General features: G+C 67.8%; 14 protein-coding genes. 12 read left to right on the top strand and 2 right to left on the bottom strand.

What is annotated here, in order from left to right:
- Positions 1-181 precede the first annotated feature (181 nt).
- The 11 genes from F0185_RS26265 to F0185_RS26215 all read left to right on the top strand — a co-directional run bounded on the left by F0185_RS26265 (position 182) and on the right by F0185_RS26215 (position 11,378).
- Positions 182-2,272 (top strand): ATP-binding protein, encoded by a 2,091-nt coding sequence (locus F0185_RS26265; RefSeq protein WP_167229568.1) that lies wholly within the window; start codon positions 182-184, stop codon positions 2,270-2,272.
- A 36-nt stretch (positions 2,273-2,308) separates the two neighbouring features.
- On the top strand, positions 2,309-2,734 hold the full coding sequence (locus F0185_RS26260) for a response regulator (RefSeq protein ID WP_167229565.1): 426 nt from the start codon (positions 2,309-2,311) through the stop codon (positions 2,732-2,734).
- Positions 2,734-3,894: a methyl-accepting chemotaxis protein gene (locus tag F0185_RS34990; protein ID WP_308624443.1), complete on the top strand. Its 1,161-nt coding sequence runs from the start codon at positions 2,734-2,736 to the stop codon at positions 3,892-3,894. The genes F0185_RS26260 and F0185_RS34990 overlap by 1 nt, the downstream gene beginning before the upstream one ends.
- A 29-nt stretch (positions 3,895-3,923) precedes the next feature.
- The gene (locus F0185_RS26250; protein ID WP_167229562.1) at positions 3,924-4,292 is read left to right on the top strand and encodes a response regulator; all 369 of its coding nucleotides are present in this window, start codon (positions 3,924-3,926) and stop codon (positions 4,290-4,292) included.
- Positions 4,289-4,588, top strand: a complete 300-nt coding sequence (locus F0185_RS26245) for an STAS domain-containing protein (RefSeq protein WP_167229559.1) — start codon at positions 4,289-4,291, stop codon at positions 4,586-4,588. Before F0185_RS26250 ends, F0185_RS26245 begins: the two co-directional genes overlap by 4 nt.
- Positions 4,589-4,600: 12 nt before the next feature.
- Positions 4,601-6,709: a chemotaxis protein CheA gene (locus tag F0185_RS26240; protein WP_167229556.1), complete on the top strand. Its 2,109-nt coding sequence runs from the start codon at positions 4,601-4,603 to the stop codon at positions 6,707-6,709.
- Positions 6,710-6,785: 76 nt separating this feature from the next.
- Positions 6,786-8,459, top strand: coding sequence for a methyl-accepting chemotaxis protein (locus F0185_RS26235; RefSeq protein ID WP_167229553.1), 1,674 nt, complete (start codon positions 6,786-6,788; stop codon positions 8,457-8,459).
- Positions 8,460-8,470: 11 nt separating this feature from the next.
- Positions 8,471-9,001 carry a chemotaxis protein CheW gene (locus F0185_RS26230; protein WP_167229550.1) on the top strand — a complete coding sequence of 177 codons (531 nt, stop codon included), beginning with the start codon at positions 8,471-8,473 and terminating at the stop codon, positions 8,999-9,001.
- The gene (locus tag F0185_RS26225) at positions 9,002-9,829 is read left to right on the top strand and encodes a CheR family methyltransferase (protein WP_167229547.1); all 828 of its coding nucleotides are present in this window, start codon (positions 9,002-9,004) and stop codon (positions 9,827-9,829) included.
- Positions 9,830-9,831: 2 nt separating this feature from the next.
- Positions 9,832-10,311 carry a chemotaxis protein CheD gene (locus F0185_RS26220; RefSeq protein ID WP_187362658.1) on the top strand — a complete coding sequence of 160 codons (480 nt, stop codon included), beginning with the start codon at positions 9,832-9,834 and terminating at the stop codon, positions 10,309-10,311.
- Positions 10,308-11,378 carry a protein-glutamate methylesterase/protein-glutamine glutaminase gene (locus tag F0185_RS26215; protein WP_167229544.1) on the top strand — a complete coding sequence of 357 codons (1,071 nt, stop codon included), beginning with the start codon at positions 10,308-10,310 and terminating at the stop codon, positions 11,376-11,378. Before F0185_RS26220 ends, F0185_RS26215 begins: the two co-directional genes overlap by 4 nt.
- Here F0185_RS26215 and F0185_RS26210 read toward each other — a convergent pair.
- Both F0185_RS26210 and F0185_RS26205 read right to left on the bottom strand, forming a co-directional pair.
- Entirely contained in the window at positions 11,375-12,643 is a 1,269-nt protein-coding gene (locus F0185_RS26210; protein WP_167229541.1) for a M56 family metallopeptidase, read from the bottom strand. The two genes, F0185_RS26215 and F0185_RS26210, sit on opposite strands and share 4 nt — an antisense overlap.
- Positions 12,640-13,023, bottom strand: a complete 384-nt coding sequence (locus F0185_RS26205; protein WP_167229538.1) for a BlaI/MecI/CopY family transcriptional regulator — start codon at positions 13,021-13,023, stop codon at positions 12,640-12,642. The genes F0185_RS26210 and F0185_RS26205 overlap by 4 nt, the downstream gene beginning before the upstream one ends.
- 145 nt (positions 13,024-13,168) lie before the next feature.
- Here F0185_RS26205 and F0185_RS26200 point away from each other — a divergent pair, with 145 nt between their 5' ends.
- A complete protein-coding gene (locus F0185_RS26200; protein ID WP_167229535.1) occupies positions 13,169-13,471 on the top strand; it encodes a hypothetical protein in 303 nt (100 codons plus the stop codon).
- Positions 13,472-13,594 lie beyond the last annotated feature (123 nt).

Below are 13,594 nucleotides of genomic sequence, written 5' to 3'. Positions count from 1 at the left end.
CCAAGGCGTAGTTACGCGCAGTATGAACCGGGGGCGGGATGTCGGCATTGAGGCAAAACAATGTTTGTGTTGATGGGGCGGGATGGCAAGCCATGCCATTCGCCCACGGCGCCGGCGGCGACCAGGGCCTGCGGCGTGTGGCCGGACCAGCGTTGCGCGCCGACTACCTGAGGACGTCTCCATGAACCAGGCTCCCGCCACGATCGCCCCGGCCCTGCTGGCCTTGATGGAGCAGGGCGTCGTCGAGCAGTACCAGCAGGCGCCGCTCGGCTTCGTGTGCCTGTCGGTCGACGGCTGGATCGGCACGCTCAACCAGACCATGCTCGACTGGACCGGCTTCCAGCGCGACGAGCTGGTGGGCCGGGTCCGCTTCCAGGACCTGATCGGCGCCGGCGCCCGCATCTTCTTCGACACCCACCACGCGCCGCTGTTGCTGATGCAGGGCTTCGTCAACGACATCGCGATCAACCTGCGCGGCAAGGATGGCGCCCTGATTCCGGTGCTGGTCAACTCGGTGCTCAAGCGCGACGCCGAGCACCGTCCGCTGATGATCCAGATGTCGGTCTTCAACGCCAGCGAGCGGCGCCGCCACGAACGCGAACTGCTGCAGGCCAAGCGCTGCGCCGAGCAGGCCGCCGTCACGCTCGAACAGCGCGTCCAGGAGCGTACCAGCCTGCTGGCCGACGCCCTTGCCCACGCCGAGGCGGCGGTGCGCGCCAAGAACGACTTCCTGGCCAATATGAGCCACGAAATCCGCACCCCCCTGAACTGCATTCTCGGCATGGCGGCGCTGGCGCTGGAAGGGGCGCCCGATGCGCGCCAGCGCAATTACCTCGACAAGATCGGCCAGTCGGGCCAGCACGTGCTCGCCATCGTCAGCGAGATCCTCGACTTTTGCAAAATGGACGCGGGCAAGCTGCAGATCGAGCAACTGCCGCTGAACATGAAGGGCGTGGTCGCCGAGGTGGCCGCCGGCTTCGTGGCGATCGCGCGCGAGAAGGGCCTGGCCCTCACGGTGCGGATCGACGACAAGGTGCCCGAACGCGCCCTCGGCGACGCCCTGCGCATCTCCCAGATCCTCGGCAACTACATCGGCAACGCGATCAAGTTCACCGAGCGCGGCGAAATCAGTATCGACGCCTGCCTGATCGGCACCGAACGCGAACGCATGCGGGTGCGGGTCGAGGTGCGCGACAGCGGCATCGGCCTCTCGCCCGAAGAGCAGCAGAATCTGTTCCAGCCCTTCCACCAGGCCGACAGTTCGACCACCCGCCAGTACGGCGGCACCGGCCTGGGCCTGGCCATCTGCCGCCAGTTGGCCGACATGATGGACGGTACCGTGGGCGTGACCAGCGCGCGCGGCGTGGGCAGCCTGTTCTGGTTCGAGGTGCGCCTGGCCGCGCCGGCGCCGGCCATGCCGCCGGAACTGCCGTCCACCCGCGAGCAGGCCGGCCGCTACGAACCGGTCGAACACACCATGGCGCGCCTGACCGGCAAGCGCCTGCTGCTGGCCGAAGACAATCCCCTCAACCAGGAACTCACGCGCATCCTGGTCGAACGCGCCGGCGCCAGCATGACCCTGGCCGGCAACGGCGCGGAGGCGCTGGTGGCGCTGGCCGGCGGGGCCTTCGACTGCGTGCTGATGGACGTGCAGATGCCGGTGATGGACGGCCAGAGCGCGGCACGCCACATCCGCGCCGACGCCCGCCTGAACCACCTGCCGATCATCGCCATGACCGCGAACGCCTTCAACAGCAATCGCGACGACTGCCTGGCCGCCGGCATGGACGACTTTTTGGTCAAGCCGATCGAGGCTGGCCTGTTCTACCGCACCGTGGCGTACTGGATCGACGGACGCGACGCCCGCCCCGCGCCGCCGGAGGACGGCGAGGGCGCCGCCAGTCCGGGCGAGTCGGGCGAGACCATGTCGCTCAGCGTGCTCGCCGCGCTGGTCGACAACGACCCGGACACCATGAGCCGCCTGCTGCGCATCTTCCTCGACAACGCCGCCAGCACCATCGCCGAACTCGAAGCGGCCTTGCAGGCCGGCGCGCCGGACAAGCTCAGGACGCTCGGGCACCGCCTCAAGTCGTCGGCGCGCGCGGTCGGCGCCATGCGCCTGGCCGACGCCTGCCAGGCGCTCGAACAGGTGGACGGGGTCAAGCAAGCCGTGACGCTGGTCGCCTCCTTGCCGGCCATGCTCGACGCGCTGCGGCACGAGCTGGCCGCCAGCCACCTGGCGCCGCTCGAACCGCGTACAGCGGCGCACTGACGCCATCTCATCCAACCAACAAAGCGAGCACAGAACATGACCGCCACCTTCACCCCGACCACGCTGGCAGCGCTGCACGTGTTGCTGGTCGACGACGACCCCTTCATGCTCGAACTGCTGGGCAGCATGCTCAACAAACTGGGCGTCACGCGCGTCTCGCAGGCCGCCGACGGCGAACGTGGCGTGGCCGCCCTGGCCAGCGGGCGCGGCATGCCCGACGTGGTCATTTGCGACATCCACATGCCCGGCAAGGACGGCTTCCAGGTGATGGAGGCGATGGCCGCCAGCGGCTACAAGGGCGCGGTGGTGCTGCTGTCGGGGATGGACGCGCGCACCCTCAATTCGGCGGCGCTGATGGCGCGCTTCCACCATCTTCAAGTGCTCGGCGTGATGACCAAACCGGTCTCGCGGGCCGCGCTGTCGGACCTGCTGTCCAGGGCCAGGTCCCTGCAGGAGCGATGATGGCCGTCTCGACCCTCGATTTTTCCGCTTCGCCCGTGCGCCGCCTGCTGGCCTGGCGCCACCTGCCGGCGCTGGCCGCCTGCGCCAGCGCCGCCTTGCCGCTGCTGGCCCAATCCGGCTGGCTGAAACTGGCCGCGCTGGCCGGCGTGGCCGGCGCCTGCGCCTGGGGCGCGCTGCGCGAGCCGGCGCCATCGATCGACGTCGCGGCGGCGGCGGCGGCGCCGCCGCCGCTCCAGGACGGCGCGCAGATGGCGGCGCTGCTGACCGACGTGCTGCCGGTGTGGGAGCACCACGTGGCCTCGGTGCGCAGCCAGTCCGAAGAAGCGATCGGCCAATTGCTGACCTCGTTCTCGTCGATCCTGGCGCGCTTCGACGACGCCGGTTTCAAGGGCGCGCATGGCACGGCCGGCGGCTCCGACTCCGCCATCAGCCTGTTGACCCTGTGCCAGCGCGAGCTGGGGCCGGTGATCGCGGTGCTCCAGAGCGTCATCGACAGCAAGGCGGGCCTGCTAGGCCACGTACGCTCGCTGTCGGACACCATCGCCGAACTGAAGGAACTGTCGACCGAAGTGAGCCTGATCGCGGCGCAAACCAATATGTTGGCGATCAACGCCTCGATCGAGGCCGCGCGCGCCGGCGAGGCCGGGCGCGGCTTCGCCGTGATCGCGGCCGAAGTGCGGCGCCTGTCGTCTTCCTCGTCGGACATCGGCAAGCGCATCACCGCGCGCATGAACCTGGCCTCGAGCACCATGCACACCACGCTCGAAGTGGCGGGGCGGGCCGACAAGAGCGACCGCGAAGCGATCGTCTCGTCCGGGCACGTGATGGAAGACGTGCTCTCGCACGTGCGCGAACTGGCGGCCGCCACCGAATCGATGAAGACCAGCGGCGGCGCCCTGCGCGGCGACGTGGCCGAACTGCTGGTGGCGCTGCAGTTCCAGGACCGCATCCGCCAGATCCTGGACGTGGTCAGCGCCGACATGCTGCGCATGCAGCAGACTCTGGGCGAGGGCGCGGCGCTGCCGGGCGCGCAGCAGTGGCTGGGCGAACTGGGGACGCGCTACACCATGGCCGATGAACACCAAGCGCACCACGCGCACGCCGCGCCGGCCGCCGCTGCGGCCGAGGCGAACGCCGCAGATGAAGTCACGTTTTTCTGAAATCACCAACGACATAACAAGAGGGAACCATGGCAAAGACAATCATGATCGTCGACGATTCGAGCTCGGTGCGCCAGGTGATCGGCATCACCCTGCGCGGCGCGGGCTACGATGTGCTCGAGGGCTGCGACGGCAAGGATGCGCTGACCAAGCTCGATGGGCGCAAGGTGCACCTGATCATCAGCGACGTCAACATGCCGAACATGGATGGCATCAGCTTCGTCAAGCAGGTCAAGCAGCTGGCTAATTACAAGTTTACGCCGGTGATCATGCTCACCACCGAGTCGGCCGAGGAAAAGAAGCGCGAAGGCCAGGCCGCCGGCGCCAAGGCCTGGGTGGTCAAGCCGTTCAAGCCGGACGTGCTGCTCAACGCCGTGCAAAAGCTGATCCTGCCATGAGCGCGGCGGCGGCACGGGTGCTGCGGCTGGAGCCCGAACTGACCATCTACAGCGCGGCCCAGCTCAGGCAAACCCTGGTCGACGCGCTGGTGGCGCGCGCTCCGCTCACGCTCGACCTGACCGACGTGTGCGAGGTCGACAGCGCCGGCGTCCAGGTGCTGCTGGCCGCGATCCGCCACGCCGGCGCGCAGGGCGTGCCCCTGCAACTGGCCGGCCACAGCGCCGCCGTGCAGGAAGCGTTCGCGCTGCTGGGGCTCGATGCGCAGCTCGCGCCCTGTTTTATCAACGCCAACTGAGGCGAGGCTCGCATGACACTCGATGATGCGCTGGTCACCTTTATCGCCGAATGCGGCGAACTGCTGCAGGACATGGAAGCGGCGCTGCTGTCGATCGCCGATCGTGGCGCCGGGGCCGACGGCGAAGCGGTCAACGCCATATTCCGCGCCGCCCACACCATCAAGGGCTCGGCTGGCCTGTTCGGGCTCGATCACATCGTCGCCTTCACCCACGTGGCCGAAAGCGTGCTCGATGTGGTGCGCACCGGCGACTGCCCGCTCGACCCGGACCTGGTGGCGCTGCTGCTGTCCTGCCGCGACCATCTGGGCCTCCTGATCGCCACCGTGCAAAGCGAGGGCTTGGCCGAAGACCTGGCGTTGACCGAGGCCGGCAAACCCGTGCTGGCGCGCCTGCAGCGCTATCTGGAACCGTGCGCCAGTGCGCCGCAGCCGGCCAGCGACCTGTGGCACATTGCCTTGCGTTTCGGCCCGCCGGTGCTGTGCAACGGCATGGACCCGATGTCCTTCCTGCGCTACCTGGGCACCCTGGGCACGATCGAGCGCATCGAGACGCTCGGCGACACGCTGCCGCCGCTGGCCGAGATGGACCCCGAGTGCTGCTACCTCGGCTTCAACATCGGCTTGCGCAGCGTCGCCAGCAAGGCCGACATCGAAGGCGTCTTCGAATTCGTGCGCGACGATTGCCACATCGCGATCACGCCGCCAGCCAGCACCATGAGCGACGCGATCCGCCAGATCGAAGCGAGCCCCGTCACGCCGGAACGCCTGGGCGACACCCTGGTGCGCACCGGCAGCGTCACGCGCGCCGAACTGGCCAGCGCGCTGCACGAGCAGGCCAGCGGCGACGGCAACAGGCCGATCGGCGAGATCCTGATCGCCCAGGGCGCGGCCGCCGCCCCGGTGGTCGAAGCGGCGCTGGCGCGCCAGGGCAAGGCGCGCGACGCCCGCGGCCTGGACGGCAGCAGCATCCGGGTCGACGCCGAAAAACTCGACCGCCTGATCAACCTGGTGGGGGAATTGATCATCACCACCGCCAGCGCCAACCTGATTGCGCGGCGCGCCCGCAACGTGCAGTTCCAGGAATGCAGCTCGACCCTGTCGGCGCTGGTGGAAGAAGTGCGCAACAGCGCGCTGCAACTGCGCATGGTGAAGATCGGCGCCACCTTCAACCGCTTCCAGCGCGTGGTGCACGACGTGGCGCGCGAACTGGGCAAGGATATCGCCCTGCACGTGAGCGGCGAAGACACCGAACTCGATAAAACCGTGGTCGAGAAAATCGGCGACCCGCTTACCCACCTGGTGCGCAACGCCATGGATCACGGCATCGAAGCGGCCGATCTGCGCACCGCACGCGGCAAGCCGGCGGCCGGCGCCATCGCCCTGCATGCCTACCACGACGCGGGCACGATCGTGATCGAAGTGGCCGACGACGGCGGCGGCTTGAACCGCGAGCGCATCCTGGCCAAGGCAGTCGAACGCGGGCTGGTCGAGCCGGGTCGCGTGCTGGCGGACGCGGAAGTGTTCGCGTTGGTGTTCGAACCGGGCTTTTCGACCGCCGAGAAAGTCACCAACCTGTCCGGGCGCGGGGTCGGCATGGATGTCGTCAAGCGCAACATCACGGCGCTGCGCGGCACGGTCGGCATCGACAGCATCGAAGGCCAAGGCACCACGGTCACGGTGCGTTTGCCGCTGACTCTCGCCATCATCAACGGCTTCCAGGTCGGGGTGGGGCGCTCGGTGTTCGTGATCCCGCTCGACATGGTCGACGAATGCGTGGAACTGCGCGCCGAACCGGGCCACGATTTCGCCGACCTGCGCGGCCAGATCCTGCCGCTCCTGCGCCTGCGCCAACTGTTCGCTGTGGACGGCGTGCCCGGTGCGCGCCAGAGCGTGGTGGTGGTCAAGTACGCCGGCCAGCGGGTCGGGCTGGTGATCGACACCCTGCTCGGCGAATCGCAGACGGTCATCAAACCGCTCGGCAAACTCTTTCAAAAGCTCGACTGCATCAGCGGCTCGAGCATCCTGGGTAGCGGCGAAGTGGCGCTGATCCTCGACGTGCCGGCGCTGCTGCGCGCGGCTCCCGCAGCGGCGGCGCTCCGGCCCGAGGCGCTTATGAACTGAGCCAGGCCAGCCGCGTCAACGTGCAGTGCGTGTTGTTTCAAGCGACACCGGAATCATCTAAACAAGGAGTGAGATTATGAAATTTGGAAACCTGAACATCGGCGTGCGCCTGGCCGCCGGATTTGGCCTGGTGCTGGCCCTGCTGATCGGCTGCGTGCTGCTGGCAATGACCCGCATGGCGGGCGTGCAGGGGAGCCTGGAGCGCATCGTGGAAGTCAATAACGTCGAAATGGCACTGGCCACCGCGATGCGGGTCACGGTCACCGACCGCATGCTGGCACTGCGTAACGTGGCCTTGCTCACCGATCCCAACGAGATGGCGCCGGAAATCGAGCGTGTCAAGCGCCAGAAGGAGAAGTACGACGAGAACGAAGCGAAACTGGCCAAGATGTTTAACGACCTGGCCGAGACCACGCTTGAAGAAAAGGCTTTTTTGACGCGTATCAAGGAAGCCGAGTCGGTCATCCTGCCGGTGATGGCAAAGGCGCTCGGGCTGGGCCAGGCCAACAAGAGCGAGGAAGCGATCAAGGTGCTGATTCATGAGGTGCGGCCTTTGCAAAACAAGTGGCTCGGCGAGCTGACCGGCCTGATCGAACTGGAACAACGACGTAGCGACCAGGCGTCGATCGATGCGCGCAAGAGCTATGAAAGTGCGCGCACCGAGCTGATGGCGATGGGTTGCGTGGCGACCACGCTCGGACTGCTGTTCGCCTTCATGATTACCCGCTCGATCACGCGGCCGATCAATGTGGCGGTGGCGCTGGCCGAAAAAGTCGCCAGCGGCGACCTGACCAGCGAAATCGACGTCACCACCACCGACGAAACCGGCAAGCTACTGCGCGCCATGAAGACCATGAACGAGAGCCTGGTGCGCATCGTCACGGAAGCGAACAGCTCGGCCGAAGCGGTGGCCAGCGCTTCCGAAGAAGTGAGCGCCACCGCGCAGGCGCTGTCGCAATCGGCCAGCGAGCAGGCCGCCGGGGTCGAGCAAACCAGCGCTTCGATCGAGCAGATGACCGCCTCGATCAGCCAGAATACCGAAAACGCCAAGGTCACCGACGGCATGGCCTCGCGCTCGGCCGAAGGCGCGGTCGAAGGCGGCGAAGCGGTGAAAGCGACCGCCGGCGCGATGAACCAGATCGCCCAGAAGATCGGCATCATCGACGATATCGCCTACCAGACCAACCTGCTGGCGCTGAACGCGGCGATCGAAGCGGCGCGCGCCGGTGAACACGGCAAGGGCTTTGCGGTGGTGGCGGCCGAAGTGCGCAAGCTGGCCGAACGCAGCCAGGTGGCGGCGCAGGAAATCAGCAGCGTGGCCGGCAGCAGCGTGGAACTGGCGCAGCGCGCCGGCAAGCTGCTCGACGAAATGGTCCCGAACATCAAGAAGACCTCCGACCTGGTGCAGGAAATCACAGCCGCCTCGGAAGAGCAGTCGACCGGCGTGAGCCAGATCAATGCGGCCATCGGTCAACTGAGCATGGCAACCCAGCAGAACGCATCGAGTTCGGAAGAACTGGCCGCCACCGCCGAAGAACTGAGCGGCCAGGCCGAGCAGCTGCAGCAGACCATGAGCTTCTTCCGCCTGGCGCGCGACGCCGGCGCCGCCACGCGCAGCAAACCGGTCAAGCCGGCCGCGCCGGGCAGGCGCGCCGCGGCCAAGCCGGCGCCGACCCGCTTCGCCTCCGGCCTGACCCTGGCGCCGGCGGCGGCCGGTGCGCCTGACGAAGCCGATTTCACCAAGTTCTGAGCGGGGGCAGCATGAATCAACTGATCCAGAATCGGGCCAGGGCCGCAGCCAGCGCGGCGCCCGTGGCGCCTGCGCCGACCCAGTACCTGACCTTCACCCTGGGCGGCGAGACCTTCGCCATCGGCATCCTGGGCGTCAAGGAGATCATCGAGTACACCAGCCTGACCGACGTGCCGATGATGTCGGACTGCATTCGCGGGGTGATCAACCTGCGCGGCTCGGTGGTGACGGTGATGGACCTGTCGGTGCGTTTCGGGCGCCCGTCCACGCCGGTCACCAAGCGCACCTGCATCATCATCGTCGAGATCGAAGAGGACGGCGAGCGCCAGGTGATCGGGGTGGTGGTCGACGCCGTCAACGCGGTGCTCGAGATCGCCGCCAGCGACATCGAACCGCCGCCGGCCTTCGGCGCCCATATCCGCAACGACTACATCGCCGGCATGGGCAAGATCAACGGGCGCTTCGTGATCCTGCTCGACATCGGCCAGGTTTTCGCCGGCCTGCAGACCGACGACGCGGTGCTGGCTGCGCCGGACCAGTAAGTGGCGCCGCATACCCACCACGGCGCGCGGCCCGGCATCAGCCAGGCCGAATTCGTCCAGTTCCAGCGGTTTATCTACGACGCCGCCGGCATCACCTTGTCGGACGCGAAAAAGGCGCTGGTCAGCGGACGCCTGGCCAAGCGCCTGGCGCATTGCGGAGTGGGCAGCTACGGCGAGTATTTCAGGCTGCTCGACAGCGGCGCCCACAAGGCCGAGGTGCAGGAGGCGATCGACCTCCTGACCACCAACGAGACCTATTTTTTCCGCGAAGCGAAGCACTTCGACCTGCTGCGCGAACGCGCGCTGGCCGCGCGCCCGCGCGGCGAAGCGTTCCGGGTATGGAGCGCGGCCTGTTCCAGCGGCGAGGAATGTTACAGCATCGCCATGGTGCTGGCCGACTGCCTGGGCGAGCGGCCGTGGGACATCATGGGCTCCGATATCTGCACCAAGGTGCTGCACAAGGCGCAGATCGGCCATTATCCGATGGAGCGCGCGCGCCACATTCCGCCGGCCCTGCTGCGCAAGTACTGCCTGAAAGGCCAGGATGCGCAGGAGGGCACCATGCTGGTCGAAGCAAGCCTGCGCCGGCGCGTGCGGTTCGGCCAGGTCAACCTGAACACGGCGCTGCCGCAACTGGGCCAGTTCGACATCATCTTCCTGCGCAACGTGATGATCTATTTTAATGGCGACACCAAGCGCCAGGTGGTCGACCGCATCAGCGCCTTGCTCAAGCCGCATGGCTGCCTGGTGATCGGCCTTGCCGAGTCGCTCGGCGACAGCGGCGCCATGGTCAAGTCGCTGGCGCCGTCGGTCTATGTGAGGGCCTGAGCATGGGTGAGGCCGACGCGATCGATGTGTTCCTGCAGCCGGGCGATTTTTTCGTCGGCGATGCGCGGTTTCGCCTGCGCACCCTGCTCGGCTCGTGCGTGTCGATCACCCTGTGGCACCCGCGCTCGCGCATCGGCGCCATGTCGCACTTCCTGCTGCCGGGGCGCGGCAAGGGGGGCGCGCCTGACGCGCGCTACGGCAACGATGCGCTGGACCTGATGCTGGCCGGCCTGCGCGCGCAAGGCGTGGCGCCGGCCGAATGCCAGGCCAAGGTGTTCGGCGGCGGGAACATGTTCCCGGGGCGCCGCTCGCCGCAACGCGCCATCGGCATGCAGAACGGCGAGGAAGCGTGCGCGCTGCTGGCCGGCCATGCGATCGAGGTGCAATCGGCCTGCCTGTACGGCGTCGGGCACCGCCAGATCATTTTCGATATCGCCAGCGGCGACGTGTGGGCGCGCCAGTTCGAGAAAGTGGAGCAATGAACCGCATCAAGGTATTGATCGTCGACGATTCTGCGGTGGTGCGCCAGGTGGTGGCGGGCGTGCTCGGGGCCGACCCGCGCATCGACGTGCTGGGGGCGGCGGCCGATCCGCTGCTGGCGATCGAATACATGCGCCGCCAGTGGCCCGACGTGATCGTGCTGGACCTGGAAATGCCGAAGATGGATGGCCTGACCTTCCTGCGCAAGATCATGAGCGAGCGGCCCACGCCGGTGATCATCTGTTCGACCCTGACCGAGGCCGGCGCGCGTGTGACCATCGACGCGCTGGCGGCCGGCGCGGTGGCGATCATCCAGAAGCCCAAGCTGGGCTTGAAGTCGTTCCTGAGCGCGGCCTCGGACGACCTGACCAGCGCGGTGCTCTGCGCGGCCCGCGCCAACGTGGCGGTGCTGGCCGGCCGCCGCCCGCCCGCGCCGGCGCCGCCTGCCGCCAAGCTCAATGCGGACGCGGTGATCGCCCCTGGCGCGCCCGGCGCCCTGATCCAGACCACCGAGCGGGTGGTGGCGATCGGCACCTCGACCGGCGGCACCCAGGCGCTGGAACTGGTGCTGGCGGCGCTGCCGCGCACCGCGCCCGGCATTGTGGTGGTCCAGCACATGCCCGAAAAATTCACGGCGGCGTTTGCCGAGCGCCTCAACAGCGTATGCCGCATCACCGTGCTGGAGGCGGCGCACAACATGCGCGTGCTGCCCGGGCAGGCCCTGATCGCGCCCGGCGGCAAGCATATGCTGATGCGGCGCAGCGGCGCTCAGTACGTGGTCGATGTGGTGGACGGGCCGCTGGTGAACCGCCATCGGCCGTCGGTCGACGTGCTGTTTCGCTCGGTGGCCAAGTGCGCCGGGCCGAATGCGACCGGGATCATCATGACCGGCATGGGCGACGACGGTGCGGCTGGCTTGCTGGAGATGCGCACCGCCGGCGCGCGCACCATCGCGCAGGACGAGGCCAGCTGCGTGGTGTACGGCATGCCCAAGGAAGCGGTCAAGCGCGGCGGCGTGCAGCACACGGTGGCGCTGGAGGCGATTGCTCGCGCGATCGCGGCGGTTTAGTCGCTCAGGCTCCAGATATACTGCATTTCCATCCAGGCCGCGGCGGGCTTGCCCTTGTGCGTGCCGGGCTTGAACTGGCAGCGCATGATGCCGGCGCGCGCCGCTTCGTCGAGCGGCACGTGCCCGCTCGATGCCTTCACGCGCGAGCCGGTGACGCGCCCGCTCGCGCTGACCTTGAAGCCCAGCGTGACGGTGCCGGTATGCCCGGCCTTGAGCGACGACGCTGGCCAGACCGGCTTGGGGCAGCTGGAAAAGTCGACCACGGGCCTGGTCGTCGCCAGCGCCGGGGTGGCGCCCGCGCGCTCGTCGGCGGCATGGGCGTACAGGCTGAAACAGGCGGCGGCCAGGCCGAGTGCGGGCAGGGCGGCCCTCCAGTCGAGCGCCTGGCGGCCGGGCTTGACCAGGCGCCGCACGCGCTCCACCAGGTCGCCGCCATTGGCCGCAACGCTCAGGTGATGCGCGGAAAACTGCAGGCGTTCGAGTTCCGACAGGGCGCGCGCCAGCCGGCGTGGCTCGCCCAGGTGGCGCGCCGCCAGGTCGTCGGCGATCTGTTCGCGTTCGATGCGGATGCGGCCCGAAATCCACCACACCGCCGGGTGATAGAACAGCACGATCTCGGCTACGTTCTGGCCCAGGTTGACCAGGTAGTCGAAGCGCCGCACGTGCGCCATTTCGTGCGCCAGCAGCGCTTCGAGCAGGTCGGCCGGCATGCCGCTCATGAGCGAGGCCGGCACCAGCACCAGGGGGCGCAGCCAGCCAATCGTCAGCGGGCTGTCCAGGTTCCCGACCACGCGCAGGCGCACCGTGCGCGTTACGCCGAAGGCGGCGGCCATGCGCGCGGTGCGCGCCTGCCATTCGACGCCGGCCGGCGGCGCGTCGCCGGCGCGGCCGATCCACGCCAGCCCGGCCGCCATGCGCAGCGCCAGCAGCGCGGCGCACACCGACCAGAAGCCGACGATCCACAGCAGTTGATCCTGCAGCCAGGCCGCGAGGCCGGCGTCGCCGCCGCGCGCGGCGCCGATCACCTGATCGTCCAAGCGCATGGCGGCCGCGCCGGCGCCGCCATCGTGCAGGCGCAGCGTCAGTTCGGCGGCGGGCCACAGCACGCAGGCCAGCAGCGCCGCGCAAGCGAGGTTGTAGCGATATTCAGGCCGGGTGTTGCGCATCAGGGCCAGCAGGACCGCGCAGGTGCAGCCGATCAGCAAGCCTTGCCAGGTGAAGTGGAGCAGGGTCCAGCCAATGCTGTCGATGAGGGGCGCCGTCATTGGTCTTCTTCCTTGAGCATGTTTTCGATCTCCTCGCGCTCCTTTTTGCTGATGCCGCTGCGCAGGGCGGCCATCACCAGCGCCTTGGCCGAGCCGGAAAAGGCTTTCTGGATCAGGTCCTTGAGCAAATTGGTCTGCAGCGAATCCTGCGCCTGGGCCGGCGCGTACACGTGCGAACGTTCGCGCTCGTCGCGGATCAGCAAGCCCTTGGTGTGCATGATCTGCATCAGGCGCAGCACCGTCGCGTAGGTCACCTCGGGCCGCTCCTTGAGGATGGCCTGGTGCACCTGCTTGGCGGTGGCCGCGCCGAGGGGCCACAGGGTTTGCAGCAGATCGAGTTCGGCCGCTGTCGGCTTGGGTGGGGCGGGAAGTGTCGGCATGGCGCGGTTTCGGTTGATGACAGAGCTCAGGTTAACGCAAATAGACAGCATTGTCTATGATGGAGGCAGGTTTGGCTTTGCCAGCGGCGGGCATCGGCAGTACCATCGCTGTGCAGTCCATGCAAACGACACGACGGAGGATTCATTGAAGAGCGCTCAACTTGCGTTGGCGGGCATCGGCGTCGCCGTGCTGGCTTACGCGCTGGCGATCCTGGTCACGCGCGGTACGTTTTCGGGATGGACCGGCGGCTGCGGCGACTTTGGCATGCGCTGCGTGGGGCAGGGCGTCATGGTGCTTGGCGTGGGATGCCTGGCCGGCGCGCTGCTGGCCGTGGCCGCGCTCGCACCTGCCGATACGCGCAGCTGGCTTGGCTGGATGGCGCTGCTGATGAATGGCTTGCCGCTGGCCGCGATCGGGGTCGCGGCGCTGCTGATCGCGCTGCGCTAGCCTGAATTTTGCATAAAAAGGGGCAAGAATGCCGTAAGTGATTGATAAAATGTGAGTTATCTAGAAACACAGTTATCAACAAAAACGCCACCTTGCCCGACATGAATTCTACCTCAGAGCAGC

The sequence above is a fragment of the Massilia rubra genome, assembly GCF_011682065.1.
In the GTDB taxonomy this organism is placed as follows: Bacteria; Pseudomonadota; Gammaproteobacteria; order Burkholderiales; family Burkholderiaceae_D; genus Telluria_A; species Telluria_A rubra.
The sequence above is the reverse complement of the archived record's forward strand: the minus strand, read 5'-3'. Positions and strand labels throughout refer to the sequence as shown.